This is a genomic window from Neobacillus bataviensis LMG 21833 (assembly GCF_000307875.1).
Taxonomy (GTDB): Bacteria; Bacillota; Bacilli; order Bacillales; family Cytobacillaceae; genus Neobacillus; species Neobacillus bataviensis.
Genome location: NZ_AJLS01000114.1, coordinates 50,000 through 76,852, shown reverse-complemented (window position 1 = coordinate 76,852; position 26,853 = coordinate 50,000). Strand labels below are relative to the sequence as shown.

The window sequence follows — 26,853 nt, the reverse complement described above, 5'->3', positions numbered from 1 at the left end:
TCTATTGTTTTTTGGTTAAGAATTAAGATTGGTTGCTGACCCCCGGTAGGGTTGTAACTGGGGGTCACTTCTCACACACTAATAACCACTTTTCCCTGAGCATGACCCTCTGCAAAATACTCGAGAGCCTCGGGCACATCGCTCAACTTGTATTGTCGATCAATAACAGGTTTTACTTTACCGGCTTCCAAAAGTTCTTTCATAGAAATCAGATCCATTTGATTTGACCTTTGTAAAAAACTGCCCATTTTCTTTCTCCCTGTCATCGATATCAACTGCCCCAGGGTCATGGCTTGGAACATTTGAGAACCGGCACCTCCGACGTGAACAAAAATGCCATCGGGACTTAATGCACGCTTATAGGCAGTAATCGGGTGGGATCCGTTAACGCCAAGAATCAGGTTATACTGATCCGTTTTTTTAGTGAAATCTTCCTTGGTATAATCAATGGCATGATCAGCACCAAGCGATTGCACAATATCTACATTTCTTGTACTACATACAGCTGTTACCTCAGCCCCAAATGATTTGGCAATCTGTACAGCGAAACTCCCGACACCACCAGAGGCACCTTGGATCAATACATTTTGTCCCGACTGAATCTTGCCTTTATTTCGCAAAGCCTGTAATGCCGTAACTGCCGCCATAGGTACCGCTGCCGCTTCCTCAAAGGATAGGTTGGCTGGTTTTAGTGCCAATGCATTTTCGGGAACGGCTACATATTCGGCAAAACTACCCCACCCACAACCGGATAGGTCTCCGAACACCTCATCGCCTGGCTGAAACTGCTTAACATCTTTGCCTATAGCCTCTACCCTACCTGCCATGTCCCCTCCGGGTATGGAGTATTTTGGCCTATGAAGCCCAAAGGCAAGGCGCGCTAAAAACGGTTCCCCTTTTAAAAGAACCAGGTTCCCAAAATTTACAGATGCCGCATGAATTTTCACCAGTACCTGATTGTCCTCTGGAATAGGCTTTTCGACCTCTTTTAATTCCAGAATATCAGGGAGACCATATTTTTTTTGAATTATCGCTTTGATAATTTCTCCTCCCAATTTACCTCTAATTTTTCAATTTACCCATCAAAAGTAAACGATAAAAGGTTCTCAATCAAAAGGATATTCAAGTTTAAAACATTGTAGCACCGATGAGTAACAATATTTGGGATGACTTCTTCAAATGGATCCACTGATTGAATTTTAATGAGTCATGAATGGCTATCTATTTGACAGAATAGTAAAACAAGTGTAACGTAATTTATAATTTAATATATAGAATACTCTTATCAAGAGAGGTGGAGGGACTGGCCCTTAGATACCTCGGCAGCAGACTTACGTTAGTACTGTGCCAATTCCAGGAGTGCTTTGCTCAAAGATAAGAAGAGAACCAGTGCCGGTAATGATTCCTCTTCTTATTTTTAAGAAGAGGTTTTTTAATTTTTATAAGAAAGAAGGAAATATTCATGACAAAGACTGCAGTAAAAGCTCCATTTAAGGCCGATCACGTCGGCAGTTTTTTACGAACGGAACCAATTAAAGAGGCAAGAAAAGCTTATGCAAATGGGGAAATCGATAAAGGTGCCCTAAAAGTCATAGAAGATCAAGAGATTGAGAAACTTGTCCAAAAGCAAATCGAAGCAGGTCTTAACTCAATCACAGATGGTGAGTTTAGACGTTCATGGTGGCATTTAGACTTTTTATCAGGCTTAGATGGTGTAGAAGAGTTTGAAACGGAATATATTAGTAACTTCCAAGGTGCCAAAACAAAAAATAAGGCCATTAAAGTCGTTGGTAAAGTAGACTTCAATGATCATTATATGTTAGAACACTTCAAGTTCTTAAAACAGGCAGTCGACCACTATGGCGATGGCAGTCAAGTAGCTAAGTTCTCGATCCCTAGCCCTAATATGCTATTTACTAGAATTCAGGGGGATGAGTATTATAACGATAACAGTGAACAGTTCTTTCATGATACAGTAGCAGCTTACCAAAAAGCGATTCAAGCATTCTATGATGCAGGGTGCCGTTATTTACAATTAGACGATACTTCCTGGATTGATTTTGTTTCGGAGGAACGGATTCAAGCAGTCGTTGAAAAACTCAATATGGAAGTACAGGATATCATTGAAACAAGAGTACGCTGTTTAAATGAAGCCATTTCTAAGAAACCCGAAGATATGACCATCACGATGCATATTTGCCGTGGAAACTTCAGATCTACTTATATAACTAGCGGTGGATACGATCAGATCTCTGATGCCATATTTGCTGATTTAAAGGTAGATGGGCTTTTCTTAGAATATGATGACGGGCGCTCAGGAGATTTCGAACCATTAAAAAGTTTTAAACGTGATGACCAAAAGGTTGTGCTAGGATTAATCACTTCCAAATTCCCGGAACTAGAAGATATCGAAACGATTAAAGAAAGAATTAAAGAAGCAAGCCAGTATATTCCTTTAGAGAACCTAGCATTAAGTCCTCAATGCGGCTTTGCAAGTACGGAGGAAGGCAACAATTTAACCGAAGAAGATCAATGGAATAAGATAAAACACGTCATTAACATTGCTGAAAGTGTTTGGGGTTAACAATTAAATACTTTGAAAAAATGATTTATCCAAAGCCCCCTTTATCTTAAACATACCAGCGGCCTAAACGAATAGCCCTTACCTACATATGTATTAAGGGTTATTCATTTTTTAAGTTAAACTATCATTTTCCAATTTGATAACGCTAGCCAGTTTTCCTTTTCGATATAATCGGGCATTATCTTTCCAACAAGACGCCAAAAAGAGCGGTCGTGATTCAGATGTACCATATGGCACATTTCATGAACAACCACGTAATCAATTACCTCCTGTGGTGCCATTGCCAGCCTCCAATTAAAGGTTAGCTGCAGTTTTGAATTACAGGTTCCCCATGTCGTTTGGCTATCCGAGATTTGAACAGATCTCGGCTTTGTTTTAAAATTACGTTGATATGAGGAAATACTCTTTTCCACTAAAGCCTTACAACGCTGATAGTAAAATCGTTTTAATGCCTGTTTAATTTTTTCATCATCAAGCTGCTTCACATATATATGCAGCTTCTCCCCTTCAAACACTACATGGTCTTTTGTTATATTTATGTCTGTGAAAATCTTTATAGGATAAGTACTTCCCAAATAAAGAAAGCCCTCCCCATGCTCATATACCTTTTCCTGTTGTCCTTGCATCCTGTCTTTCATTTCTTGTAATTTTTGCTGAATTACATCCCATTTTTCCTCTAACAACTGAAACACTCTCTCATTAGGTGTCCCTTTAGGAGCCTGGACTTCAACATTTCCATATCCATCTATCGAAATTCCAATAGAGGTTCGGTTTTTGTATTTTATTTCAAGACGTATTGTTTTACCTAAATAGGTATGTATCATCTCATCACCTGTAGATCCATTAATGCCGTTATCCTCTATATTTAATAGCTAATCCTTTTAAGAAGTTCCTGGCGAATTTATCACCGCACTCTTTATAATTCTTATGCCCTTCTTTTCGTAACAAAGCACCAAGTTCTCCTTTTGTTACCGTAATTCCAGCCTTTTCGAATAATTCAAGCATATCTTCAGTAGTTAATGCGAGCGCTATTTTCACTTTCTTTAGCAAGAGATTGTTAACGTTTGCGCTTTTCTTAGCAGGTTCTGGTGCGTCGGACTGTCCCGGCCTTGGCTCTTGTTTTCCTCTCTTAAAAATAATAAAGCCATTTAAAAATGAATCAAACATACTGTTATTACATTTTATTTGATCCTCATTCTCCACTTCATCTTCATCTTCAGCTGATTTTGTGAGGATCTTGATTACTTCCGGTACAGTTACTTCCACGCCGCCAAGTTTAAATATCTCTGCCATTTCTTTATTTTTTATTTCGAGTGCATATCGCAAGCGAATTAATATATCGTTATTATCCATCTGTAAACCCCCTATTTTTAAAAACGAGTGTCTGTCCCCTGAAGCAGCGGGCACATCTCATTCGCAACGTCTAGCTAAGATTGTAACACAATGACCGCCTCATTGAGAAACCTGCTAAACATCATCAGTAACTTTTTTAGCTGGTTGAGCGTCGAACTTTTAAAATAAACAGATTCTACTTCGATATTTCAGCACAAAATCCACTCAAACGCCGAAGTAGAAAGGTTCTACTTGAACATTAAAGCTCTAAACCCACTTAAACATCCAAGTAAAAAGATCTGAATATACCAATTAAGTCGCACTTGGAGGCAACTATGACGTAACTTCCATCCTTTCAAAATGAAGACCAAAACTATGAACGAATCCCGGCAATATGGTCTTCATCAAGCCGATGAAGACCAAAACGCTCAGTGAACGCCTACAAAATGGTCTTCATTATGCTTTTGAAGACCAAAACAATCAGCGAACGCCTACAAAATGGTCTTCATCAAGGTAGCGAGACGACTAAGTCACCTTGGCCCAAAATAAGAAGCAGCATAGATTTCAACAACCGTAATGCTTTAACCATTTACAAAATAATGCTGTTAGTTCATCTCATTGGAATTAAAGTAACATTTATACAAAAGTGTTTACTTTTATATTATCTTTGTTTATCCTTATACATAGAATAACTATATATATAATGATTCTATGCATATAAAGCTTACGTTAATTTGTCCCCTCTCTTGGGTGTTGGACTAAAGAACCTATTTTTAATAAAGTGTCTGTTCAAAAAATTAATGGAGGTGATTGTATGGGTTTTTACTATTTACTATTACTCTTTATTGGCGTTGTTCTTCTTATCGCGGGTGCACTAAAAAAGGGTGTGTCTATTTCAGTTAAAATAGTCATATTCTTGTTTGTTATTGGAATTCTATTCATTGTTACTTCGCTGATTTTATTGATGCCCGGCAGTTCCGATCTTATTACCAAATTAATTAAATAAAATAAGTCTTTCCAAAATAAGAGACAGGATCAAGGCTTTAAGGGGGAAAATGGTATGTCATCGATTTTATTAATTGGACTTATTGGCGTGATACTTGTGATGTTTCTCAAGAATCCCATCATAAGTACATTGGGCGATAACAACAAGGTAGTGAGGAATCTAAGAAGCACAAAATGGTTTCAAAACCATTGGGTAACGGGAATTTTCTTATTTTTCATGAATGGCGTTCTATTTTTTTCAACATGTCTTATTCTTTTTGTGTTCATGCATTTCATGATTCCATATATCCATTTACTTGTGATGTTCTTGGCAGTGATCGGAAGTATTTTTTTATGGATGTTAATTAATAATGCATGGCAAGGAACAAGAAGAAATCGTTTGAAAATGGGGGTCGTTGGCAGCAGTTTTTATATCTTTTTAACGATTATTTTCATTTATATGTTCCTATCTCTAAAACCGTCTTATCCAGGTGAAGATACATTTATGAGGGCGTTTGGAATATTATTCGCTATAATCGTGACAACCGCTGCGTTTATTACGTGTTTTGTCATAACGGGATTTTCAAGAAGGAAAATATGAAAAGACCCAAAAAAACAATGTCTAAAATAGGATTAGATGCGTTGGTACGCCTTGAAGGCAGACCCCCATTTATCTCGCAGGAGAACCGCCCCCATGGTCGCATTAGTCTCTATTTTTTGTTTAATATCAATTTTTCGATGGCATATGCCACTCCGTTTTCATTATTAGAAAACGTTTGAAACTCGGCAGCCGCTTTTACGCTTTGGACTGCATTCCCCATTGCTACGCCGCAGCCGGCATACTCCACCATACTTAAATCATTTTCACCATCACCGATGCAAATCACTTCTTCGCGTTTAATTCCAAGTTTTTCTGCAAGTTGTTTGACTGCATTCCCTTTACTAACGCTTGGATGAAGAATTTCTAAAAAGAACGGGGTACTTTTGACCATCGTATATTTTTCTTTGAATGAATTTGGTATGGCAGCAATGATCTTATCTAAACGTTCTGGGTCATCAATAAACATAACTTTTGGGAGCAAAAAGTCTTTGGGTATTTCCTCAATTGCCCGATAATGAAGAGGGATTTGATTGATATGGGATTCATGAACAGTGTACGGGCTAATGTCTTTATTCGGTGTATAGAGATTTTTCGAATCAAAAAAATGCATCGGTGAATCAAGCTGTAAACTCAATTCATATAACACTTTTAAATCTTGGTATGATAAGGAAATTTCAGAAACAACTTCATTCGTATGGGTATTTTGCACAAGTGCACCATTAAAGGTAATCACATATTCATCTTCATCCGTTAATTTCAATTCCTCAATAATAGGCTGAGCCCCGACAATTGGCCTGCCGGTGGAAACAACTATCTTCACACCTTTTTCTTTTGCAGCTTGAATCGCCTCATTTACTTCCTTCGTGATTTCTTTCTGATCATTAAACAACGTACCATCTACATCAATTGCCACTAATTTATACAATTTTCCACCCTCTAATCTTCGTTGTGAAGTCCTGCACATTAAGATTAACTATATCCAATTCAAAATACAATCTCAACACTCCTGATTTTAGGCAAGTGGCGTAAGCTTATTTAATCGATCGGCCAGCAGCTCTTTCCATTCGTCAGCCAATTCTTGAACATCCAGTACTCTTTTTATGCCTTCTGCATCCTTTTGCTTATGAAAGTAAATCTCATTTCCGTAAAGAATGGATACCTGTTTTGGATGTGGTTCTAATAATGTTATTTTTGAATCTTTTCGAACAATACCTTCTTCTAATACACGACACAAATAACCTGTGAAACCGGTTTGTACCATTCTTTTTAAAAGAGAAGGATTATTCGTTCTCTTTGTAATCGTGCTGCATGGTATTCGGCCTTGACTTACTTGTATAACAGCATTACCGAGGTGGAAAATGTCACCAATATAAATATCCTTTTCCAGCATATTTGCTACGGTTACATTTTCTCCAAAAGTGGAAGATGGTAAAGGGTTCTTGAATTCTTTCTCCCAATGCAAATAATGTTCATACGGATAGACACATACTGCACGATCGGGCCCTCCATGATACCGTATGTCCGCCACACCATCTCCCCGGAATCCATCTTTTGTTAAGAAAGCTTCTTCAACTGTTTGTTTACATATTCCCGTTTCTATTTCTTGGTCATTCCCAACCTTCATTTTTTGGGGTAATCCTATTGAAAAATTTTTCAATTCATGAACTTTATTAATTACCATAATGTCTGTACTCACTTTCTATGATTAGATCGGTAAAAATGCTTCAGTCTTCAGATTACAGGCTGGAGCATTTTTATTGTTCACTATTTTCCGTACTCGGTCATTACGAACTTTTCCAATGCCGGCAGGGAGCGTTTCACTTTTTCTGTATCGATACAATAAGCCATTCGGAAATACCCCGGACATCCGAAAGAGTCACCTGGAACCAGAATCAAATCATATTTTAAGGCCTTCTTGCAAAAGAGATTGGCATCTTCCTCCAGAGCCTTCGGAAAAATGTAAAAGGTTCCATCCGGTTTTTTGCAGGTAAATCCCAGTTCGATTAATTTATCGTAAAGTAAGTTCATATTGGCTTCATAGACAGACATATCGGCCGTTAGATCGACCACTTCCGCTACAGCAAGCTGAATCAGGGATGGCGGGCAGTTGTGTCCGATGCCTCTAGAAATCTGTCCGCACATGCTGACAATCAAGTCGGAATCTACGCACGCGGGATTTACTGCAATATAGCCAATCCGTTCTCCCGGCAGTGATAGAGATTTAGAATAGGAGTAACAGGACAGTGTGTTGTCATAATAATTAGACACATAAATTGGATCTGCCCCTTCAAATAAAATCTCTCTGTATGGTTCGTCTGAGATAATAAAAATTTCGTGCCCGTATTCTTTTTCCTTTTTGTGAAGAAGATCGGCGAGTTTTTGAATGGTCACCGCAGAATAAACAACCCCAGATGGATTGTTAGGAGAGTTAATTAATACGGCAGCCACCTTTTCCGAAAGCATTTCTTCAAATAAAGTAAAGTTAATCTGAAAATCTTCTGTATTGGGGGGTACCACTTTCAGTACGGCCCCTGTTAAATCAATATATGGATGGTATTCAGGGAAAAATGGAGCAAATGTCAGCACTTCATCTCCTGGTTCCGTTACGCTGCGTACAGCATGAGCGATAGCACCGGCAGCGCCTGTCGTCATAAAAATGTGGTTTTCAGTATAATTCATATCAAACCGGCGGTTCAATGATTGAGCGATTTTTTTCCTGACGGAAGGTATGCCTAAACTAGGACTGTACCCGTGAAGCTCTGCTGGACTTTTACTAGACAGTAGATTCATCATGGTCTGAGTAAATTCCTTTGGAACAGGAACGGATGGATTTCCTAAACTGTAATCAAAAACGTTCTCATAGTCGATTTCTTTCCCGCGTTCCGCGGCAAACTCAGACAGCTCTCTAATGACCGATTTCCCTGCTAACATACTTTTGTACTTTTCTGAAACCATAATCTATTCTTCCTCCTCGACTGTCTAAAGTTAATAAGAATACTATAAACAAACTTGGGTTAATTATATCATCATGATTCTATTTGGTGCTCTTTAAAAAAACAGCACCCATTCCAGTGAATGAGTGCTGCTATTTTTAAGCGACTTCTTTTTCTGAATTTTTTACTAATATATGCTGCGGAATTTTCCACAGCTTAATCCACTTCATAATGGAAGTAATCATGATGACGATCCCAAGTATCAGCATAATGATGGACAGGACTCCATTTAAAACGTTGTAACCCGGGTTAGCTGCATTTAAATAAACATTTTTGACCATCCAATATCCTGCTGTCAAAACGGTCACAAACAGGTAGGCAAGCGGAATGAGACATGTCAGCATGTACCAGCGCTTTTCGGCAATTTTCAGTACGACTGTCGCACCAACAATCAACCCAATCGATGCCATCAGTTGGTTGGATACACCGAATAGTGCCCAAACGGAGCTAATATCACCTGAGAAAAGAAGATATCCCCAGACGAAGCAGGCTAATGCACTGGCAACAATATTGGCACCGATGGAATCCATCCGTTTTAACGGCTTAATGAAGTCACCAAAGAAATCTTGTATAAGATAACGAGCGACCCGTGTTCCTGAGTCAATAGCCGTTAAGATAAAGACTGCCTCAAAAAGAATGACAAATTGATAGAAATAGGAGGCCAATTTCTCAAAAAGTGGAACAGCAGCGAATATATACGTCATCCCTACAGCTAATGTAACGGCTCCACCTGTTCTACCTTCAAGATCCATTCCAACCTCTTTACTAAGTTCATCTAGATGAACCGTTTCCATTCCTAGTGCTGCAAATTTCTCAGGTGATGAATTGATGGCAAAATAATCGCCGGGTTGCAACGATACAGCCGCAATTAATGCCATAATCGCTACTAAACATTCAACAAGCATCGCCCCAAAGGCAACACCCTTCACATCGCTCCAACGATTAATCATCTTTGGTGTTGTTCCAGATCCAACGAATGCGTGGAAGCCTGAAATAGCTCCACAAGCAATGGTAATCGATATAAATGGCCAAACTGGACCCGCTATAACAGGACCCCCGCCATTAAGAAATTCTGTAAAAGCCGGGAATTGAACATCTGGATTCACAATGAATACCCCAATAATTAAGGCGGCAAATACACCTATTTTCATAAAGGTACTTAAATAATCTCGAGGTGCTAACAATAACCAGACTGGTAAGGCAGCTGCGAAAAAGGCATAAATTGGTAGAATAAGTGCTAATGTACTTTTTTCAAGGGTTAATAGATCACCTAACCATGTACCTTGAATGTTTGGACCAAAAATGATTGCCGCCATGATTAAGGCAAAGCCCACAATCGTTGCTAATTTTAAGTTTCCTGTTTTCTTATGATACAAGCCAACCCCCATTGCAATTGGAATGGTGATACCAACTGCAAATGTTCCCCAAGGGTTTCGTTCAAGTGCACCAAGAACAACCAAGGACAAGCCTGCCATGGTAATCGTGATAATGAATAACATGGCTAAACCTGTACAAAATCCTGCCACAGGACCAAGTTCTTCTTTTGCCACTTCTGATAACGATTTTCCATCTCTACGCATAGACGCGAAGAGAACAACCATATCGTGAACCGCCCCGCCAATAACAGCACCAACTAGGAGCCATATCAATCCTGGTAAATAACCAAATTGTGCTGCTAGAATCGGACCAACCAACGGACCTGCTGCTGCAATTGCCGCAAAATGGTGACCAAATACTACCCATTTGTTCGTTGGGACATAATCTCGTCCATCTTCTAATTTTTGAGCAGGAGTTGGCTTTGAATCATTAAGCTTCAAAACTTTTGCTGCCATGAACGTACCATATAATCGGTAAACTATTAAAAGGATACAAATTGAACCTACAACAATTGTAATCGCATTCATTTTTACTTATTCCCCCTCTACTTTCGTATCATTATCATTCATTTTACAAAATGAATATGCATTTTCTCTCTTTTCAGGATAAAATGCACGAAAAGAAGGGTGAATTACAAAAATAAACAAATGAAATACAAAATAGTTAAAAACCTAGAAGCTTTTTCAACTCTTTTACATAGGTTCGGCTAACTGGAACCTTGGAGCCGTCCGTCATAAGTAAATTATAAGTAGAATTAAACCATGGTTCAATTTCAATAATATGATCCAAGTTCACTATAAAACTGCGATGAACACGAAAGAATTTTGCACTTGGTAACTTTTTCTCTAAAACTATTAAAGCATCTGCTACTTTATATGCTTGATCGGTGGTTACGATATTGCACTTACCTTCACTCGATTCTAAATAGAGGATATCTGCAACCGTTAGTAAAATAATTCGTTCATCCACAAGGACCGCAATTTTCCCATTCCCGTTTTGTTTCAAAGGAGATTGGATGGGGATATGTTTATTCACAAGCTTTTGCATATTCTTAATTTTCCCCAACGTTTTTTGAATCCGTTCTTCATCAAAAGGTTTTAAAATATAATCGACTGCATTCAATTCGAATGCCTGTAAGGCATACTCATCATAAGCCGTTGCAAAGACAATGGCCGGTGTTTGCTCAAGGGATTCTAATTGTTTCGCTAAACTCAATCCATTATCTTCAGCTAATTCAATATCCAAGAATACAAGATCGGGCTTTAGCACCCTTATATCAGTGATTGCATCCTCTATACAATCACTGTCTCCTAAGATTTCCACTTGCTCACTTCGAATAAGCAGGTATTTTAATTCATCTCTCGCTAAGGGTTCATCATCCACTATATATGCTTTCAACATGTTGATTCAAACCTCCTTTGCTGTCAAATGGAAGGGAAATAATAATCGTTGTTCCTAGATCTACTTTACTTTTTAAACTTAAACTTGCTTGACCATTATAAATTCCTTTAAGGCGTTCCGTAATATTAAATATGGCTGTACCATTTCCTTTTTTTGAATGAACAACTTGCTTACCAAGCACTTCTAACCGATCTTCCGGTATTCCTTTTCCATCATCAGCTACAATAATTTGCAATTGATTGTCTTTCGAAAAGATCGTTATCTCAATTCTCCCTTCCGATTTACTTCGCGGGAAGCCATAATGAATGGCATTTTCAACTAATGGCTGCAAGGTAAATGGAGGAATTAGTACCTTACCTAGATCCGGCTCTATTTGAAAAACAATCTTGTATTTGTTCGGAAAACGAGTCTGTTCTAATGATAGATACGCTTTAACATTTGCTAGTTCCTTTTCCAGAGGAATTAGCATCTGTCTAGCCCCTTGGAGATTGCCGCGAAAAAAAGAGCTTAGCTCCAATAGTAATTTACGAGCTTTATCTGCATCTGTCCGGCAGAGTGCTGAAATGGTGTTAATACTATTAAATAAAAAGTGTGGATGAATTTGCGCTTGTAAGGCCTTAATTTCTGCATCCTTCAATAGCTTCGTTTGTCTTTCCGCTGCCACCAGCTCCAGCTGTGTTGAAAAAAGATTCGCCAGACCTTCAGCTAATTCCCGCTGCACCTTATCCAGTTTTTCCGGCTCCGTATAGTACATTTTTAACGTACCAAATATTTTGTTTTTTACCTTTAATGGCAGCACAATGGCTGCTTCTAACGAACATTGATGATGAAAGCAGGAAATTTCCTCCTTCGATCTTGCAATAGCAATCAAACCGTTTTCAAGCACCTTTCTCGTCAGGCCCGTCTCAGGCTTACTCTTTGGGATGTGGTGATCTGCCCCGGTACCGACATGCGCTAGGACTTGATGGTCATCAGTAATCGCCACTGCATCGGCATCGGTCAGCCCCAGTATAATTCCCGAAATTTCCTTGCATGATTGAAAGTTTAGCCCTTGGCGAAAGAAAGGCAGGGTTTGATCGGCAATAAGAAAAGCCTGGTTCGTTTGATTGGCACGAGCACGTACCTCATCACGTTTAATGGTTTGAATAATGAACATAAACAGCATGGTACCTAAACCGTTGCCGAATATCATAGGAAGACCAATGAGCTGAACGAGTTCCCAGGCATCGTGAAACGGTTTTGCTGCAACAAGAATAATTAGCATCTGAACAGCTTCTAAGGCCATTCCGATAATAACAGCAAAAGCTGACGAGATTTGTTTCCCATTTTGTTTTCGCCTTTTTCCAAAGTATCCCGCTGCCATTCCAGCTAGAATCGTAGAAAGGGCACAAGAAAAAGCGGTGAACCCTCCAAGGGTATAACGGTGTATTCCTGCAATCAGCCCGGCACCGATGCCAACCGTGGGTCCCCCTAGTAAACCGCCAATCACAATCCCCATTACTCTTGTATTTGCTAGTGCACTCTCCTGGTTCATTTCAGTAAGCCAATCAGGTCTCCCAACAGTATGATGATGCACTTCGATTCCTGTATAATTACTAATAATTCCGAATGCCCCAAACAATAAGATGAGCATGATTTTTTCTTTTGTACTATGCTCGGTTTGAATAACTTGGCGAAAAGTCCTCATTTTTGATAGCAAAAATGCCACAATGACGATAATTCCCACCTTTTCGAGCATTAATGGGGCTAAATTGAACATTTTCTCCCCTCCTTTACTGTGTATAACACTCAAACACGTTCATGAGGATCTGCTCAAGAATTTGTGCACCCTCTTATTATAAGGAATAACAGGCCTTTTCGAAAGAGTTTGATAATTACTAGAAAGATACCAAACAGATGAGCCATTTGATCACTGGTTATCACAAATACCCATTTTATTTCATACACTATTCAAAAAAATGGGAGTTGTTTTTCATGGCGAAATGGATTAACGTATCAACAGCGAAGCATCAATTAAAACTGTTTGATGGAAATAGGCTTATAAAAACTTATCCTATTGCTGTTGGAAAAATATTGACCCCCTCACCTCCTGGGACTTACACAATCATCAATAAACAACGTAATCCAGGCGGCCCTTTTGGAGTGCTATGGATGGGCTTGTCTAAACCGCATTACGGAATCCACGGAACCAATAACCCTGCTTCCATCGGTAAGAATGTCTCACATGGATGTATTAGAATGTTTAACCATGATGTTCTAGATTTATCATCTAGAGTTTCAATTGGCACTCATGTTGTTATTCATAAATGACTCTGTATATCCCGCTTACTATCTACATAGTTGGAGGATATTGCGAAGTAACGTTCAATCATACCGATGAAGACCAAGACACTCAGCGAATACCGGTAAAATGGTCTTCATCATGCTTATGAAGACCAAAATACTCAGCGAACGTCGACAAAATGGTCTTCATTATACTTGTGAAGACCAAAACACTTTGTGAATGCCAGCAAAATGGTCTTCATCAAGCCGATGAAGGATAAAGCTCCAAAAATCCTGAGCAAAATGGTCTTCATCAAGTCATCAAAGGCGAGTTTTTCACACTTGGAGGAAACTGTGTAATAGAGATCACTTAAGATCTGAAAATTCCTAATTAATATCCAGGAAACTACTATGTAGAAGGCTTTTATTGGACATTTTTATCCAAATTCACGTAGTTTTTTCCATTAGAACCCTTCAACATCAACGTTTGGACCCAAAATCTAAGGTAACCTCCAAGTAGAATAATTCTAGAACTTTTTACGACACAGTTGGAGGAAAAGACGAAAAGGCTGTTGGAATAAGAATTAAAGACAAAATATATGTTCCTTTCGCTAGAAATGTCTTTAAGACCCCTTATTAAAGACAAAATGCATATTCCTTTCGCTGGAAGTGTCTTTAAGACCCCTTATTAAAGACAAAATGCATGTTCCTTTCGCTGGAAATGTCTTTAAGACCCCTTATTAAAGACAAAATGCATGTTCCTTTCGCCGGAAATGTCTTTAAGAGCCCTTTTTAAAGACAAAAGACATTTTCTTACCATTGAAAAGTCTTTTATTATCATTATTAAGCTAGGACTCACTTATTTACAGAACAAGAAATTCATGAAAATATCAATCAAACTATGTGCAGACTACGTCACAGTTGGCCAAATCTCCGCCGCACATCCTTCTTCTAAACTCTTGATTTTTATTACAGCCATTTTCCAACAAATTTCTCAGCTGTTTTAGTAAAAAAAGCCCGTTATACTAATGTTATTCACATTTTCAATCAAACGATTGGTTAATAAAAAATAAACTAATCAAATGTTTGATTAAAACGTTAGCTATGCTTACGAATAAAGGGATCATCTCATTAAGCACAAGAAAATGATGTCGAAAAAAGGATTGAATTTGTTCCTTTCATTCGAAAATCATGGCGAATAGCAGCTCCTCTTGGCTAATTCTTCACTCTTCGACAAGAACATCTTTATTTCCCTTTCCATTAAACATTTGATTAAAAACAAGGAAAATCCTTCTACCATTTGATTTTTCCCAGGAAATTATAAAAATGAATGTCGAAATTCGCTCGACCTTTTCCTCACAAAACCAATTTAAAATTTTGAGGACGGCATGCTCCGATTTTCATAGATTTTGCCAAAGCATTGGATATTTGTGTTAAAATGCAAAGAAAGATTGTGAGAAAAAGGGGCATCTAAATATGAAAGATTTCCATTGCTGTGCGACATGCCGGCATTTTAAAGTAGAGAAAAAAGCTGAAAGAATGAAATATCATTGCAGCCGATTAGGTTTTGAAACAAAAACGAACTATAAATTTAATTGCTGGAGCCCCAAGGAGCATGTGATTACGTTAATGAATACGGATAAAAGTAAGTAAAGGGTTTCCACCTTCTCAATACTCCTCCTAAAGCACCATTTTATTAATGACCCCGTGACAAAAGGTTATACTTTTTTTATAATCTTGATAGTTCCACCTTTTACCATCAATGAAATTTGAAATGTTGTCTTATTCATTTCCACTTGCTTATTAGCCGGTGGAAAATAACTTTTATAATTACGTAATGATGTTTTTTTTAATAAGTAGAGAGGTGCCCATATGAAATTTGATGTTGACCAGGCTATCTCACATGCCAGAAGGTTAAGCCAAGATGCTGATACATTGCGGGATTTAAAAAATAGCATGGAAAAATATAAAGGAAATATAGCTGCTCATTGGCAGGCAACAGAAGTAATGTACATAAATGACGCAATTGATCATCTTAGCAGGAAGTTTTATACGCTTTCCCAAAAGCTTGATGAAATTGGCGAAGATATTGTCCTCACTGCTCACGAAATTAGAAATGAAGAAATAGAGAAAGAAAAGGCGGCTGCGGATGCAGCTGCTGCAAAATCGCAATAAGAGGAATATGCCGGACGGAATGGTGCAAAATTTATCGTTACCACAAAATACTATTTAAAGGGGGGAATTCTTTGGATCAAATCAAAATAAACCTAAGTACAATAAAAAGTTATCAAAGCAATTTAGAGAGAGATAAATCAAGAGTTTCAGATGTTAAACAAAGTGTGTCCTCCATAAGGAATCAAATCAGTAGTAAAATCCTGTCCAGAAGATCCATAGGGCAAAAACTGAATACAATTGCTCAGGATATTCACAACGCAGAAAGCCAGTTAAACAAATTGAAAGCTTTCATGGAAGAATCTATTAACCAATACACTTCAGCTGAAAGAAAAGTAGATGGCAGGGCTGCAGCTTTGCTTGGGATCAATAGTATAAATATTGAAAAACAAATGGCAGGGGCTGCTGCTGCCGGGCAGAAACATGCTTCCAAGGATGATAGTCAATGGAAAAAATGGCGTAACAGAATTGTTGAAGCCCTTACGAATGATGAAGGCGGACTTGCCAGCGAGCTGCTCTTAGGAGGCTTCTCCGCTTCCTTAGTCTCAAAATATTACAAGATGCCAAAGTTTTTAAAAGATGGCAGATACCTCAAGGTTTTGAATAGTGAATTCTATAAAGGCGGCGAAGGGTTAGCGAGAAGATACACAATAGAAAATGTAAAAAACGGCAGATATCCTAATGTGTCAAAACTAGTAAATATTGATAATGGCTTAAAAATCGCAGGGAAAGTCGGAGCGGCGGGAGCATTAATCACCGGTGCTGCTCAAGTGTATAAAGAACTCACAACTAATGATAATGTTTCAACAAAACGGAAGGTGATCAACGCCGGGGTGAAGGGTGCAGAAGTAGCCGCTGTCGCGGTTGTAGGAGCAAAACTCGGGGCTGCCGTTGGGACAATTATTGCACCAGGAGTGGGAACGGCAGTTGGTGCTGTCGTTGGTGCCGGAGTTGCAGCAGTAGGCTCCTACTTTATGGACAAGGGCGTAAATTTAAAAATATGGGGATCCGGAAAACAAAAAAAATCAACGCTGGATGTCATTGGGGATGGCGTTGAAATCGGGGTTGATGCCGTTGGAAATGCAGCCAAAGGAGCATCAAGGTGGTTCGGAAATCTATTTAAGGATAAACCTAAGCCGGTAACGGGTGCAGGATAATAGGGAATAGCAACCATCACTACGGGAGGGAAAAGAATGAAGTATTATTTTTCCAACAAAGATCTAGGCTTTCTAAGTTTTCTTTTTCACCATCCATTACCCTTAATCGTTGAAGACCCCTTTGATGGATGGACAAAGGTACAGATTCAGAAAGAATGGCAGCTTTTTATCGAAAATTTTCGTTCTTCCGGACTCTTACATACAGATGATACGGGAAATGTGACATTGGATGATCGTCTCATAGAAGCTTTATTATGCGTTTTTGGAGCCGATATGATCATTTCACTTGTCGAGGAGACAGAGATTCATTCTGTCTTCTATTTGCAGGACGCGGATCGGGGACTTTTAAGAAAGACGGATATTGGGTTTACCCTGGAGCACTTTGAACATGAGGAAGATTTTATACAAACCTTTTTAGCAATGGTAAATAGTAAGGAGACCGCTTTTTCAAACGCTGTTGAACGCTTTTCATTCCAACTCCAAACCAGTCAATTTGATGAGCTGCTTAGTTGGTATACTCAGGGGGAAGTGGGTAAAATTAACACCTTTTGCAACCAAAGCTTGGTAAATGCTGATGTTTGTATTTCTATATTACATGCGCTTCATCTCCCGGAATGTCAATTGATTCTAACAGAGAGAATTAACGAGCCTGGCACGATCACGACAAGGATCGCAAATGAATCTGGTATCCTTAAGCTGGTTAAAATAATCCACACCGAAGAAAAAGACATAACGACACTGCTAAAATGTTCACCCAGTGAATTAACCAATACAATACTAGATTTTTAGAAAGAGAGAAACTTGATGAAAACAAAACACTCAAAAACTTCTGATGTCCAACAGGAGGGATTAAAGAAAAATGTGCTTTTCATAAACATGTTTTTCTTTGCCGTTACGGCTTTTTCTACCTTGGTCTGCTATCAATTTTCAAATGTTATTCAAAATCAGTTTTTACTTTTGTTTGTTTATTTCGTGATGTTTATAAGCGCAGGCCTTTTTATTTATGGATTATGGTTGCGAAGGAGTAAAAACCTAAAAAAAGCAGTAGGTCTATTCAGTGGTGTTTATTGCCTGCTCGTCAGCACTTTGCTATTCTTAACTTCCAATGTCCTGTATGATGCCGCTGTCGTAGAAGGAACTATTATCGAAAGTATACATTACTTCTCCTTTTCATTATTGACGTATTTTGTCATCATCATCATTTCAGCAGGGCTCATTCTTATCCTATCATCACCCAAAGTGTTAAATTGGAAAATAATCACAACAAAAGCATATGTTTGGGCCAGCATACTCGGTATTGCTATAGTCCTACTTGGCTATGCAATCATGATGCAAATTTTGAATCATGTCTTCAATAATCCTGTGACAGTGAAACCTTCCTATGAAATTTTGATTAGTTCCGTCGGATTCGGATATATCGCCATTGCGATCCTCATTTTAACAGGTCGAGCAAAGAGTAAAGGAGCGAAAAGGAATGGATAAATATTTACCGATCGGTTCGGTTGTCCTGCTGGAAGGCGGTACTAAAAGAGTCATGATATATGGCCGCAGGCAACAGGAGTTAAATACAAAAAAAATTTGGGATTACATTGCATGCCTTTACCCTGAAGGTAACATTAACGAACAATACATGTATTTATTTAATCATGACCAAATAGAGAAAATCTATTTTATAGGTTACCAGGATGAGGAGGAGTTTGAATTTTTAAAGGAGAACTTGGCTGAAAAACCAGTTTAATAGTTCTTGGTAAAATTCGGCTAGGATGGTCTTGAATATTTATCTAAGGCTGCCCTGTTTTTTAGACAGGTCAGCCTTTCTTTATCCTTTATGCAACTCTTTCCCGTGATGTCCTATTTATGGGGTTTTGATTTCATACTATTTTGCGTTCGCGTCTGGCTGATGAATTCCGAAAAGGTTGCCTTCTGTATCCATATAGTACCCTTGCCACGCCATTCCAGGTAGAGCATATTTGGCCATTGCGACCTTGCCGCCATTCTTCATAATTTTAGCTTCCGTTACACCGTAGTTTTCCACTCCCATTGTACATGCAAATCCATTTAAAGCCTGGTTTGATTCCGGCGGAGCACTTTGACGCTGCATCAATGCACCATTAATTCCAAGTTCACTTTCATCACCGGTCACTGCTCCAAAGTAAGGCATTCCTGCATACTCACTCCAATCTTGGAATGACCATCCAAATACCTCTCCATAAAATTTCTTGGCTCGTTCCATGTCACTTACATGAATTTCAAAATGAACTAATCTTCCCATGATTACCTCCTAAATTTCCATAGAATAGCTATTTCCATAAATTATCTAGTATATTCTCTTCCAGCAGAGCAAATGGAAAATCTTCTACTTTAAATTTTCTACTTCGATAAATGTTAATTTTCACCTTGTAAAATCATTCCATCGCTCATTTTAACGATATGGTCGGCGTAGGAAAGCATTTCCTCATCATGGGTGACCATTAGGGTAGTAATGTTCAATGTTTTAGTTAAATCTCGGATTAACACCATAACATCTTTAGACCTCTTTGAATCTAAACTTGCAGTTGGTTCATCCGCAAAGAGAACTTTCGGTTGGTGGATCATAGCACGAGCAATGGCAACCCGCTGTTTTTCCCCGCCGGATAACGAGGAAGGATAGGCCTTTTTCCGATGATCCATTCCAACTAAGTTCAATATTTTATCAATTTCCCTTTTTTGTTCACGTTTCTTACTTTTAGATTCAGATACGTCCAGCATTAACACGAGCTGCTCTTCTACTGTAAGAAAAGGAACGAGATGTGCAAATTGAAAGACAAAACCAAATTGACTTGCCCGTATTTTTCGCACTTGTTCAGAATTCATAGCAGTCATATTATTCCCATCGAATATTACTTGCCCATTTGATGCGGGCTGAAGTCCTGCAGCTATGGTGAGGAGTGTACTTTTACCAGAACCAGAGGCACCCACTAATGCTGTTACTTCTCCCTCTTGAAGAGAAAGATTAATTCCTTTTAGTATTTCCTCTTTTATATCACCGTTCGTAAAGGTTTTTCTCACATCATCTATTGTAAATATTGTCATATTAAACCTCTCCTTGTTGGATCGCTTGTAATGGTTCAACTTTTTTAATTTGGATACCTGAAAGCGTAGCCCCAATAAATCCAATGATTAAGAAGACAATGGATAATTGTACGGTTGTCTCGGATGTTAAACTAAAAGGCATTCCTTTGGGTGCTATCATATTAAAACCTTGGCTAAGCAGAACTGATAGACCAAGTGCAATGACCGTAATAAAAACCATCTGTGTCCACATCATTTTGAATAAGGCACTTGTTTTAACACCAATTGCTTTTAGAATTCCGTATAGACCCATTTTTTGAACGTTCATCATGTAGAAAAAGATTGCAAACAACATGCCGCTGATGACAACTAAAAACCAAACAATCATATTTAAAGACATCTGTTCTGCCTTATAACTTGAAATGGTATTAAGGAACTCCTTTTTTGAAAAGGATTGTAAACCTGCTGATACCTGTGTAGAATCACCACCTGGCACGAAAATCAATTGCATTTCGTTGACCCGGTAAATTTCTTTATAGTCTTCATTGCTGATATAAGCGACAGGGGCATGGCTGTATTTACTTTGATCTACAAAACCTTTTACAATAAACTTGCCACTGTGTTGATTATTCGTTAAAGTATCACCTATTTTTATCCCCTCATCCTCCATAGAACGATCCAGTACAACTTCCCCTTTTTGAACATGTTGAAAATATTTCGAATCAGTTGATGTTACAAAGGCAACGCTACGTTGCTTCCCCGCACGATCATTTAAAAAACCCATTTGAATAGAAAATGCTGTAGCATCTTTCTGTTTTTCCAACATTTTATCTTGAGTACTTTTATCTATTCTTGAGAGATTATAGGTTTCAGCCGCATCTTTGGTCATAAGAAAAAGTCCGTTTGGTAAATCTTTAATTAAGGCTGCATTGTCTTGCGATAATCCATTTGCTAAACCGGATATAATGAACGTTAATAAACTAACGAGAAAAACGATTGAACCTAAAATGGTAAACCTCATTTTATTTTTCTTCATTTCTTTCCACGCGATGTTCATCTTTATTCCCTCCATCTCTTTTTGACACCCTTAGTTTATAATCTTTGTATGAATGGAAGATGAACAGGCTATTACATTTATTCTTGTATAACGCCTCATTGTCAGAAAATTAAAATAGCCGTCTCTAATGTAACTAAATTGTTAAAAACGGCAATTAGTCCATCTAGGACGCGGTTTGGCAAACCCCAAAAAACATCTGGGAGGTTTTCCCTCAAAAGGCATTCAATTTTATATGGTAAAATCAAAAGAATAATAAAACATTAGGAGGCTACCAATGAAAAAAACGTTAGTTACTACTTCATTAGTTTTCGCTCTGGGTTTTGGTACTCTTGGAGCTCCGATTTCTTTAAATCAAGTGCATGCATCAGCGGCAGTATTGAATGCTCAGAATAATCAAGCGTCCGTCAACGCGAAGGCCGATGAATTAATTCAATTGGGCACTAGTTTAATAGGAAAGGCAACATATAGTAATTCAGAGTATAAACCGACATATCCATATAAATTTTCATGTGCAACATTTCTTATGTACATATTTGAAAAAGCCGGTGTGGATCTAGCAACATATAATGAAGATTATATGATTCAGCAAGGGACATATGTTCCAAGAAATCAATTGCAAAAAGGGGATTTAGTTTTCTTTAGAAGCAGCCCGACAAGCACTGTTCCCAACCATGTAGCCATGTATATCGGTGATAATAAAGTTATTCACATGGCGGATCCGAAGCAAAATATTATCATAGCGGACATGGATTCCAAGCCATATTATACAGAAAACTATATGTCAGCCCGAAGAGTGCTGCCGACGTTACTTCCATCCAATCCAGCTACAAAAGGGGATACTATTGTAGAAGATTCATATAATCTTATGAAACAGGTGACGATAGGAAAAGTAAATGATGAAAAGTCCTTAACCTTTACAGGCTCTGGATTTGTTAATTACGTCTATGAGAAAAATGGTGTTCATTTAAATCAGACGAATTTAAAAGAGTTAATGAAACAAGGCACAACCGTATCACGCTCAGATTTAAAGAAAGGTGACCTAGTGTTCTTTAATAGTGTTACAGGTTCAAGTACGCCTACCATCGCCGCAGTTTATGCGGGTGATCATCGAATCATTGTTCCATCTTCAAGCGGGATATCAACAAGGGTTCTTTTCGTTGATTATTATGAAACTCACTATATTACAGCGAAACGAGTTTTTACAGAAAATTCCTTAATTGAAAAACCCGCCGTAACAAAGGCGGATCAACTTGTTGATTTTGCTTCAAATTTAATTGGCAAAGCAAGCTTTAGATACAACTCTTACGATGAGAATACCCTGGAGTTTACCGGAGCAGGGTTTACGTATTATGTATATAAAAATTTTGGCGTTGACTTAAATTCTAAATTGGCAAGCCGTCAGTCCTTGGAGGGACAAGCCGTTCAAAAGGCAGATTTGCAAAAAGGCGATCTTCTATTCTTTTCAACTGACAACAAGGGTACAAACATTACACAACCAGCCATTTACATTGGCGACAATCAGTTTATCTATTTATCAACAAAAGGATCTGTTGTAAAGGATAACCTTGATTCTATCTGGGCTAAACAAAACTATGTGACAGCAAGTCGTGTACTCTAACCTTTACACACAAAAAGAAGCATTCGCGGACAATTCCAGCGAATGCTTCTTTTATAAATAAAAGTGACTGTCACCACCCGAATATTGTTGCATGAATTCTGACAAGTTCCGGCCAGTGATAGACACTTATTTATAATATTAGAGTTTATTGAACTTTTTTTAAATGACGTTCAATTTGCCCGTAATGACCCACTACGTGCTGAACGATTAAATGATCGACTAAAAATGATAACGGTTTTCCATCAAAGTTTGGATTATAACTTGGAGCTATTTTTACTAAATCCTCTTCTTTCACTTTTATAAGTGCTGCCTCTACTTTTGGGACTAAGTTTTGTAGTGCAGCTATAGCATCATCTTTATTAAAACGGGAGACAACGTCTTCATTTACTGCAGCTAACCGACGCACATGTTCATGATTCCGTCCCCATTTTGCCCCTGGAACAACTAGCAACGCTTCCAAATCTGCAACCCAAAAATCTACAGCTTCTAATATATGAGAAACAATTTGCATTGTTGACCATTCTTTTTCAGAAGGTTTCACATAAAGCGTTGCCTCTTCAGTATTTTTCAAAATCGCTACAATATCATCTATACTCTTTTTAAACAATTCCAATTTTTCATTCAGTACTGCTGTTGTCATAGAATTCTCCCCCTTCAATTCACTTATGGTGAACTATTAGCAATCTACACGTTGGAAATTTTTATTGAAATAGCCATATAAGAAATCAACAACATTGTAATCAGTTGGTTGGTGATGTTCGAAAATAAAGTTACGAAGGGCAAGTGCAGTTGGATCCTCCGCGTGAATAATTTCTCCCCATCTGCGAGCTGATCCTTGAACCATTGCAGAACGTGGAATTCGCATTTCTTGGTATGCTTCAAATGCCTCTTCATAGGAATTATGTTCTTTTAATTTCTCACCTAATACAAACGCATCTTCAAGGGCTTGAACGGCCCCTTGAGCTAAATATTGAAGCATAGCATGACCAGAATCTCCTAATAGCGTAATGTTGCCATTTGTCCAATTGTCGATTGGCTCACGGTCATACATTTGCCAACGGAATTGACGGTTAATGTAAGTTAAAGCGTTCTCAACTTTTGGATGGCAATTTTCAAAACGACGCGCCATTTCTTCTGGAGTTCCCCAGTCTTCTACTGTAGCGTCATATGATTTAAATACAACTACTTGGTTATAGAGCTCTCCGCGGCGAACTGGGTATTGTACCATGTGCAGGTTTGGCCCAATCCACATGATTACATCATCTAAATCTAAGTTTGCGTTTGTTGACACTTCTTCGATTGGAATCGTTCCACGATAGGCTACATACGCAGAGTTTACTGGTTTATCATCAACTAGTTGCTTACGCATGTTTGATTTTACCCCATCCGCACCAATAACTGCTTCTGCAGTAAATGTTTCACCATTTTGGTTGACAATTGTTACAGTATCACCCTTTTGTTCCGCTGTTTGAATCGTTTGGTTTGTAAAGAATTTGATATTACTGCGTTTTTTGCATGCTTCATAAAGAACTCTGTGTAAGTCAGAGCGATGCAATACGATATAGGGCTGACCGAATTCCTTTTGAAAACCTTCCCCTAAATCAAGAGTTGCAAATTCTTTTGCAGAATAAACATCTTTTAGTACAAGACGTTTTGGTAATACCGCATGCTTTAAAATTTCTTCCTTAACACCTAAACGGTCTAATACTTCTAATGCATTTGGTGCTAACTGGATCCCTGCACCTACTTCACCAAATTCAGGTGCTTGTTCAAAAACTGCTACCGATTTACCAGTTTCTTGGATGGATAGAGCAGCTGCTAAACCACCGATCCCTCCACCTACTATAATAATATCGCTTACATTTGTCATTGAAAATCCCCTCCAATCAAGTTTCTATCTTCCATAAATAGTGAACAAAGTTCCCAATAAGTAAACTTTAAACCATCTTTCACCAATTCGTCAATACGGAAGTTTTAAAATTCAGAAATATCGAGGTGACCATTTTTTTGAAAACAGATAATATTGACAATCTTTTAAAAATCAATTAATATTTTTATAAATAGTGAACTGATTCCATAATTAGTGAAAAAGAGGAGGGCAACAATGAAACTTATTAATTTTACTGTCGCTGGGTATACACGTGCAGGGGCAATTGTTGATAACAAAGTAATCGACTTAAACTTTGCTTACCAAGCACAGTTAAAAACAGAAGGAAAATACCGTTTCGAAGCAATCGCAAAAGCATATGTGCCAGATAATACAGATGAGTTATATCAAGGTGGTAAAGAATCGCTGATTCTCGCGCAAAATGCAATCGATTTCATTTTAGCTAATCCTGAAAGCTTTGATAAAAAAGTGATTTACACTCTCGAGGAAGTTAAGGTAGAGGCACCTGTCGGGCGTCCAGGCAAAATTATTTGTGTTGGTCACAACTATCGTGAGCATATTTTAGAAATGGGTCGTGAAATCCCGCCGAACCCAGTTATTTTTGCAAAATTTGCTAATACCATTCTAGGGCCAGAGGACGATATTCCACACTATCCAATTTCAGATCAACTTGATTATGAAGCAGAGTTTACTTTTGTTGTTGGCAAACAAGCACGTAATGTTTCCGAAGAAGATGCCTTAGACTATGTTGCAGGTTATACGATTACAAATGACGTAACCTATCGTGATATTCAACGGCGCACTCTTCAATGGTTACAAGGAAAAACAGTCGAAGGCAGTGCACCAATGGGACCATATTTGGTAACTTCCGATGAAATACAAAATCCATCTGGCTTAGATGTAGTCCTAAAAGTAAATGGGGAGATCCGTCAAAAAACGAATACTGCCAATCTAGTATTTACGGTTCAGAAATTAGTAGCTTTCTTATCAAATTTGATGACGTTAGAGCCGGGTGATGTTGTATTAACAGGAACTCCTGGAGGTGTTGGGGTTGCTATGAATCCACCAAGATTTTTAAAAGACGGAGACGTAGTTCGTATTGAAATTGACCAAATTGGTGTTCTTGAGAATAAAGTAAAGGCAACAGAAGTGGTAGCCACTGTTTGATTAGGAGATGCAAGGGGTCAAGTAGCAAATACGCTCCCCCTTTTCCCCTTTAAAATTTGAATAGTAGAGGAGAATGTGAAATGGCTGAAGTAAATCCAGAAGTTCAAGAGTTTATGAAAAGCTCAGTTGTAACCGATTACACAAGAGATATTCAACAATATAACTTAGGACCTCTTTGGGAAGCAATTCCTGCAATTATGCACAAAACGCCAAAGCCGCAAGCACAAGCATATCTTTGGAGTGATGAATTAATCAAAAAGAAAATGGCTGAAGCCGCCCAAATCTTCACACCAGAACGCGGTGGCGAACGTCGTGCAATTTATTTCCAAAATCCTGGCTTAACCTATCGTGAACCTTGGGGATGGGGATCTACTACTCAAACGATTTATGCTGCTGTACAAATGTTATTGCCTGGTGAAAAAGCGCCATCCCACCGTCACTCACAAAGTGCATTGCGCTTCATTTCTGAAGGTTCGGGTGCTTACACGATTGTACAGGGTGAGCGTATCTTCATGGAAGAGGGCGACTTTTTAATTACTCCAAAGGGCTTATGGCATGGGCATGCACATTTAGGTACAGAGCCTATGTATTGGATGGACGCTTTAGATATTCCTACCATTTACGCAATCGGCGGTACTTTCTTTGAACCGTATGAAGATGGTTTACAACAACCGGATATCCCAGATAACTTTTCAGAAATACGTTATCGCGGTGGCATGGTTCGCCCTGTAGGTGATGATAAGTTCACTGTTGCTCCACTAGCCAATTATAAATGGGATCGCACCGTTGAAGGAATTAAAGGCTTGATGGAATTCGATCCAAATCCACACCATGGATATGCAGTAGAGTACATTAACCCATCTACAGGCAAATCGGCTAACCCGACGCTTGGCACTAGAATGCAGCATTTACCACATGGTTTCAAAACAAAGGCATTACGCCATACACACTCAACCGTTTACCAGGTACACAAAGGTTCAGGTCACACAGTCATTAATGGCATTCGCTTTGATTGGAAAAAAGGCGATTACTTCGTTGTTCCAAACTGGGCTTGGTATGAACACTTTGCATCAGAAGACTCTTACCTATTCTCAGTAAACGATTTACCAATTATGGATCGTTTCGACTTAGAACAAGAGCAATCATTTGAAGAAAATAACGGACACCAAAAAGTTACAGGTGAATTTAAAGCGGACTTCCGTTAATAGA

27 protein-coding genes and 1 riboswitch are annotated in these 26,853 nt (G+C 38.5%); of the genes, 13 read left to right on the top strand and 14 right to left on the bottom strand.

Translation table 11 applies throughout. The annotated features are described in order from the left end of the window. Positions 1–71 precede the first annotated feature (71 nt). Positions 72–1,055 carry an NAD(P)-dependent alcohol dehydrogenase gene (locus BABA_RS14220; protein WP_007085896.1) on the bottom strand — a complete coding sequence of 328 codons (984 nt, stop codon included), beginning with the start codon at positions 1,053–1,055 and terminating at the stop codon, positions 72–74. 224 nt (positions 1,056–1,279) lie between these two features. Continuing rightward, positions 1,280–1,381: riboswitch (SAM riboswitch) on the top strand. An 81-nt stretch (positions 1,382–1,462) separates the two neighbouring features. Here BABA_RS14220 and BABA_RS14215 point away from each other — a divergent pair. Further along, entirely contained in the window at positions 1,463–2,584 is a 1,122-nt protein-coding gene (locus BABA_RS14215; protein ID WP_007085895.1) for a 5-methyltetrahydropteroyltriglutamate--homocysteine S-methyltransferase, read from the top strand. A 116-nt stretch (positions 2,585–2,700) separates the two neighbouring features. On the opposite strand, the gene BABA_RS14210 is transcribed toward BABA_RS14215, so the two are convergent. Together BABA_RS14210 and BABA_RS14205 are read right to left on the bottom strand one after the other, a co-directional pair. Further along, positions 2,701–3,408, bottom strand: coding sequence for a M48 family metallopeptidase (locus BABA_RS14210; RefSeq protein ID WP_007085894.1), 708 nt, complete (start codon positions 3,406–3,408; stop codon positions 2,701–2,703). Positions 3,409–3,436: 28 nt separating this feature from the next. Next, the gene (locus tag BABA_RS14205; RefSeq protein ID WP_007085893.1) at positions 3,437–3,937 is read right to left on the bottom strand and encodes a YehS family protein; all 501 of its coding nucleotides are present in this window, start codon (positions 3,935–3,937) and stop codon (positions 3,437–3,439) included. Between the two features lie 793 nt (positions 3,938–4,730). On the opposite strand from BABA_RS14205, the gene BABA_RS14200 reads away from it, so the two are divergent. Then, on the top strand, positions 4,731–4,922 hold the full coding sequence (locus tag BABA_RS14200; protein WP_007085892.1) for a hypothetical protein: 192 nt from the start codon (positions 4,731–4,733) through the stop codon (positions 4,920–4,922). 54 nt (positions 4,923–4,976) lie between these two features. Further along, on the top strand, positions 4,977–5,501 hold the full coding sequence (locus tag BABA_RS14195) for a hypothetical protein (protein WP_007085891.1): 525 nt from the start codon (positions 4,977–4,979) through the stop codon (positions 5,499–5,501). 109 nt (positions 5,502–5,610) lie between these two features. Here the strand turns inward: BABA_RS14195 and yidA are convergent, their stop codons facing one another. The 6 genes from yidA to BABA_RS14165 form a co-directional block, all read right to left on the bottom strand. Beyond that, positions 5,611–6,426, bottom strand: coding sequence for a sugar-phosphatase (gene yidA, locus BABA_RS14190; RefSeq protein WP_007085890.1), 816 nt, complete (start codon positions 6,424–6,426; stop codon positions 5,611–5,613). A gap of 87 nt (positions 6,427–6,513) precedes the next feature. Further along, complete coding sequence (locus BABA_RS14185; RefSeq protein ID WP_007085889.1) at positions 6,514–7,182, bottom strand: MOSC domain-containing protein; 669 nt, start codon at positions 7,180–7,182, stop codon at positions 6,514–6,516. Between the two features lie 83 nt (positions 7,183–7,265). Then, positions 7,266–8,456: a pyridoxal phosphate-dependent aminotransferase gene (locus BABA_RS14180; protein WP_007085888.1), complete on the bottom strand. Its 1,191-nt coding sequence runs from the start codon at positions 8,454–8,456 to the stop codon at positions 7,266–7,268. Positions 8,457–8,592: 136 nt separating this feature from the next. Next, complete coding sequence (locus tag BABA_RS14175) at positions 8,593–10,398, bottom strand: carbon starvation CstA family protein (RefSeq protein WP_007085887.1); 1,806 nt, start codon at positions 10,396–10,398, stop codon at positions 8,593–8,595. A gap of 136 nt (positions 10,399–10,534) precedes the next feature. Continuing rightward, the gene (locus BABA_RS14170) at positions 10,535–11,272 is read right to left on the bottom strand and encodes a LytR/AlgR family response regulator transcription factor (protein ID WP_007085886.1); all 738 of its coding nucleotides are present in this window, start codon (positions 11,270–11,272) and stop codon (positions 10,535–10,537) included. Next, positions 11,247–13,031, bottom strand: coding sequence for a sensor histidine kinase (locus BABA_RS14165; protein WP_007085885.1), 1,785 nt, complete (start codon positions 13,029–13,031; stop codon positions 11,247–11,249). The genes BABA_RS14170 and BABA_RS14165 overlap by 26 nt, the downstream gene beginning before the upstream one ends. A gap of 215 nt (positions 13,032–13,246) precedes the next feature. Here BABA_RS14165 and BABA_RS14160 point away from each other — a divergent pair, with 215 nt between their 5' ends. From BABA_RS14160 to BABA_RS14130, 7 genes are all read left to right on the top strand, one after another. After that, entirely contained in the window at positions 13,247–13,582 is a 336-nt protein-coding gene (locus BABA_RS14160; protein ID WP_007085884.1) for a L,D-transpeptidase, read from the top strand. Positions 13,583–15,010: 1,428 nt separating this feature from the next. Next, entirely contained in the window at positions 15,011–15,187 is a 177-nt protein-coding gene (locus BABA_RS27705) for a hypothetical protein (protein WP_007085882.1), read from the top strand. A gap of 219 nt (positions 15,188–15,406) precedes the next feature. Beyond that, complete coding sequence (locus BABA_RS14150; RefSeq protein ID WP_007085881.1) at positions 15,407–15,709, top strand: WXG100 family type VII secretion target; 303 nt, start codon at positions 15,407–15,409, stop codon at positions 15,707–15,709. Between the two features lie 71 nt (positions 15,710–15,780). Beyond that, positions 15,781–16,863 carry a hypothetical protein gene (locus tag BABA_RS27875; RefSeq protein WP_007085880.1) on the top strand — a complete coding sequence of 361 codons (1,083 nt, stop codon included), beginning with the start codon at positions 15,781–15,783 and terminating at the stop codon, positions 16,861–16,863. A 36-nt stretch (positions 16,864–16,899) separates the two neighbouring features. After that, on the top strand, positions 16,900–17,652 hold the full coding sequence (locus BABA_RS14140) for a hypothetical protein (RefSeq protein ID WP_007085879.1): 753 nt from the start codon (positions 16,900–16,902) through the stop codon (positions 17,650–17,652). Positions 17,653–17,667: 15 nt separating this feature from the next. Further along, the gene (locus BABA_RS14135; protein WP_007085878.1) at positions 17,668–18,345 is read left to right on the top strand and encodes a hypothetical protein; all 678 of its coding nucleotides are present in this window, start codon (positions 17,668–17,670) and stop codon (positions 18,343–18,345) included. Further along, complete coding sequence (locus BABA_RS14130; RefSeq protein WP_007085877.1) at positions 18,338–18,601, top strand: DUF4176 domain-containing protein; 264 nt, start codon at positions 18,338–18,340, stop codon at positions 18,599–18,601. Before BABA_RS14135 ends, BABA_RS14130 begins: the two co-directional genes overlap by 8 nt. 138 nt (positions 18,602–18,739) lie before the next feature. On the opposite strand, the gene BABA_RS14125 is transcribed toward BABA_RS14130, so the two are convergent. From BABA_RS14125 to BABA_RS14115, 3 genes are all read right to left on the bottom strand, one after another. Continuing rightward, positions 18,740–19,135 (bottom strand): VOC family protein, encoded by a 396-nt coding sequence (locus BABA_RS14125; RefSeq protein WP_007085876.1) that lies wholly within the window; start codon positions 19,133–19,135, stop codon positions 18,740–18,742. A 113-nt stretch (positions 19,136–19,248) separates the two neighbouring features. After that, on the bottom strand, positions 19,249–19,935 hold the full coding sequence (locus BABA_RS14120; RefSeq protein WP_007085875.1) for an ABC transporter ATP-binding protein: 687 nt from the start codon (positions 19,933–19,935) through the stop codon (positions 19,249–19,251). 1 nt (position 19,936) lies between these two features. Further along, complete coding sequence (locus BABA_RS14115; protein WP_007085874.1) at positions 19,937–20,971, bottom strand: ABC transporter permease; 1,035 nt, start codon at positions 20,969–20,971, stop codon at positions 19,937–19,939. A 274-nt stretch (positions 20,972–21,245) separates the two neighbouring features. Here BABA_RS14115 and BABA_RS14110 point away from each other — a divergent pair, with 274 nt between their 5' ends. Beyond that, on the top strand, positions 21,246–22,589 hold the full coding sequence (locus BABA_RS14110; protein ID WP_007085873.1) for a C40 family peptidase: 1,344 nt from the start codon (positions 21,246–21,248) through the stop codon (positions 22,587–22,589). 145 nt (positions 22,590–22,734) lie between these two features. Here BABA_RS14110 and BABA_RS14105 read toward each other — a convergent pair whose 3' ends face one another. After that, positions 22,735–23,229, bottom strand: a complete 495-nt coding sequence (locus BABA_RS14105) for a DinB family protein (protein WP_007085872.1) — start codon at positions 23,227–23,229, stop codon at positions 22,735–22,737. 36 nt (positions 23,230–23,265) lie between these two features. Then, positions 23,266–24,459: an FAD-dependent monooxygenase gene (locus BABA_RS14100; protein ID WP_007085871.1), complete on the bottom strand. Its 1,194-nt coding sequence runs from the start codon at positions 24,457–24,459 to the stop codon at positions 23,266–23,268. Positions 24,460–24,693: 234 nt separating this feature from the next. On the opposite strand from BABA_RS14100, the gene BABA_RS14095 reads away from it, so the two are divergent. Then, entirely contained in the window at positions 24,694–25,644 is a 951-nt protein-coding gene (locus tag BABA_RS14095; RefSeq protein ID WP_007085870.1) for a fumarylacetoacetate hydrolase family protein, read from the top strand. 80 nt (positions 25,645–25,724) lie between these two features. Beyond that, positions 25,725–26,849, top strand: a complete 1,125-nt coding sequence (locus BABA_RS14090; protein WP_007085869.1) for a cupin domain-containing protein — start codon at positions 25,725–25,727, stop codon at positions 26,847–26,849. Positions 26,850–26,853 lie beyond the last annotated feature (4 nt).

What these genes read in the sequence shown, in the direction of transcription:
- BABA_RS14215 (WP_007085895.1), top strand. Translation starts at nt 1,463, where the DNA reads ATGACAAAGACTGCAGTAAAAGCTCCATTTAAGGCCGATCACGTCGGC.
- BABA_RS14210 (WP_007085894.1), bottom strand. Translation starts at nt 3,408, where the DNA reads ATGATACATACCTATTTAGGTAAAACAATACGTCTTGAAATAAAATAC.
- BABA_RS14205 (WP_007085893.1), bottom strand. Translation starts at nt 3,937, where the DNA reads ATGGATAATAACGATATATTAATTCGCTTGCGATATGCACTCGAAATA.
- BABA_RS14200 (WP_007085892.1), top strand. Translation starts at nt 4,731, where the DNA reads ATGGGTTTTTACTATTTACTATTACTCTTTATTGGCGTTGTTCTTCTT.
- BABA_RS14195 (WP_007085891.1), top strand. Translation starts at nt 4,977, where the DNA reads ATGTCATCGATTTTATTAATTGGACTTATTGGCGTGATACTTGTGATG.
- BABA_RS14185 (WP_007085889.1), bottom strand. Translation starts at nt 7,182, where the DNA reads ATGGTAATTAATAAAGTTCATGAATTGAAAAATTTTTCAATAGGATTA.
- BABA_RS14180 (WP_007085888.1), bottom strand. Translation starts at nt 8,456, where the DNA reads ATGGTTTCAGAAAAGTACAAAAGTATGTTAGCAGGGAAATCGGTCATT.
- BABA_RS14175 (WP_007085887.1), bottom strand. Translation starts at nt 10,398, where the DNA reads ATGAATGCGATTACAATTGTTGTAGGTTCAATTTGTATCCTTTTAATA.
- BABA_RS14170 (WP_007085886.1), bottom strand. Translation starts at nt 11,272, where the DNA reads ATGTTGAAAGCATATATAGTGGATGATGAACCCTTAGCGAGAGATGAA.
- BABA_RS14165 (WP_007085885.1), bottom strand. Translation starts at nt 13,031, where the DNA reads ATGTTCAATTTAGCCCCATTAATGCTCGAAAAGGTGGGAATTATCGTC.
- BABA_RS14160 (WP_007085884.1), top strand. Translation starts at nt 13,247, where the DNA reads ATGGCGAAATGGATTAACGTATCAACAGCGAAGCATCAATTAAAACTG.
- BABA_RS27705 (WP_007085882.1), top strand. Translation starts at nt 15,011, where the DNA reads ATGAAAGATTTCCATTGCTGTGCGACATGCCGGCATTTTAAAGTAGAG.
- BABA_RS14150 (WP_007085881.1), top strand. Translation starts at nt 15,407, where the DNA reads ATGAAATTTGATGTTGACCAGGCTATCTCACATGCCAGAAGGTTAAGC.
- BABA_RS14140 (WP_007085879.1), top strand. Translation starts at nt 16,900, where the DNA reads ATGAAGTATTATTTTTCCAACAAAGATCTAGGCTTTCTAAGTTTTCTT.
- BABA_RS14135 (WP_007085878.1), top strand. Translation starts at nt 17,668, where the DNA reads ATGAAAACAAAACACTCAAAAACTTCTGATGTCCAACAGGAGGGATTA.
- BABA_RS14130 (WP_007085877.1), top strand. Translation starts at nt 18,338, where the DNA reads ATGGATAAATATTTACCGATCGGTTCGGTTGTCCTGCTGGAAGGCGGT.
- BABA_RS14125 (WP_007085876.1), bottom strand. Translation starts at nt 19,135, where the DNA reads ATGGGAAGATTAGTTCATTTTGAAATTCATGTAAGTGACATGGAACGA.
- BABA_RS14120 (WP_007085875.1), bottom strand. Translation starts at nt 19,935, where the DNA reads ATGACAATATTTACAATAGATGATGTGAGAAAAACCTTTACGAACGGT.
- BABA_RS14115 (WP_007085874.1), bottom strand. Translation starts at nt 20,971, where the DNA reads ATGAACATCGCGTGGAAAGAAATGAAGAAAAATAAAATGAGGTTTACC.
- BABA_RS14110 (WP_007085873.1), top strand. Translation starts at nt 21,246, where the DNA reads ATGAAAAAAACGTTAGTTACTACTTCATTAGTTTTCGCTCTGGGTTTT.
- BABA_RS14105 (WP_007085872.1), bottom strand. Translation starts at nt 23,229, where the DNA reads ATGACAACAGCAGTACTGAATGAAAAATTGGAATTGTTTAAAAAGAGT.
- BABA_RS14100 (WP_007085871.1), bottom strand. Translation starts at nt 24,459, where the DNA reads ATGACAAATGTAAGCGATATTATTATAGTAGGTGGAGGGATCGGTGGT.
- BABA_RS14095 (WP_007085870.1), top strand. Translation starts at nt 24,694, where the DNA reads ATGAAACTTATTAATTTTACTGTCGCTGGGTATACACGTGCAGGGGCA.
- BABA_RS14090 (WP_007085869.1), top strand. Translation starts at nt 25,725, where the DNA reads ATGGCTGAAGTAAATCCAGAAGTTCAAGAGTTTATGAAAAGCTCAGTT.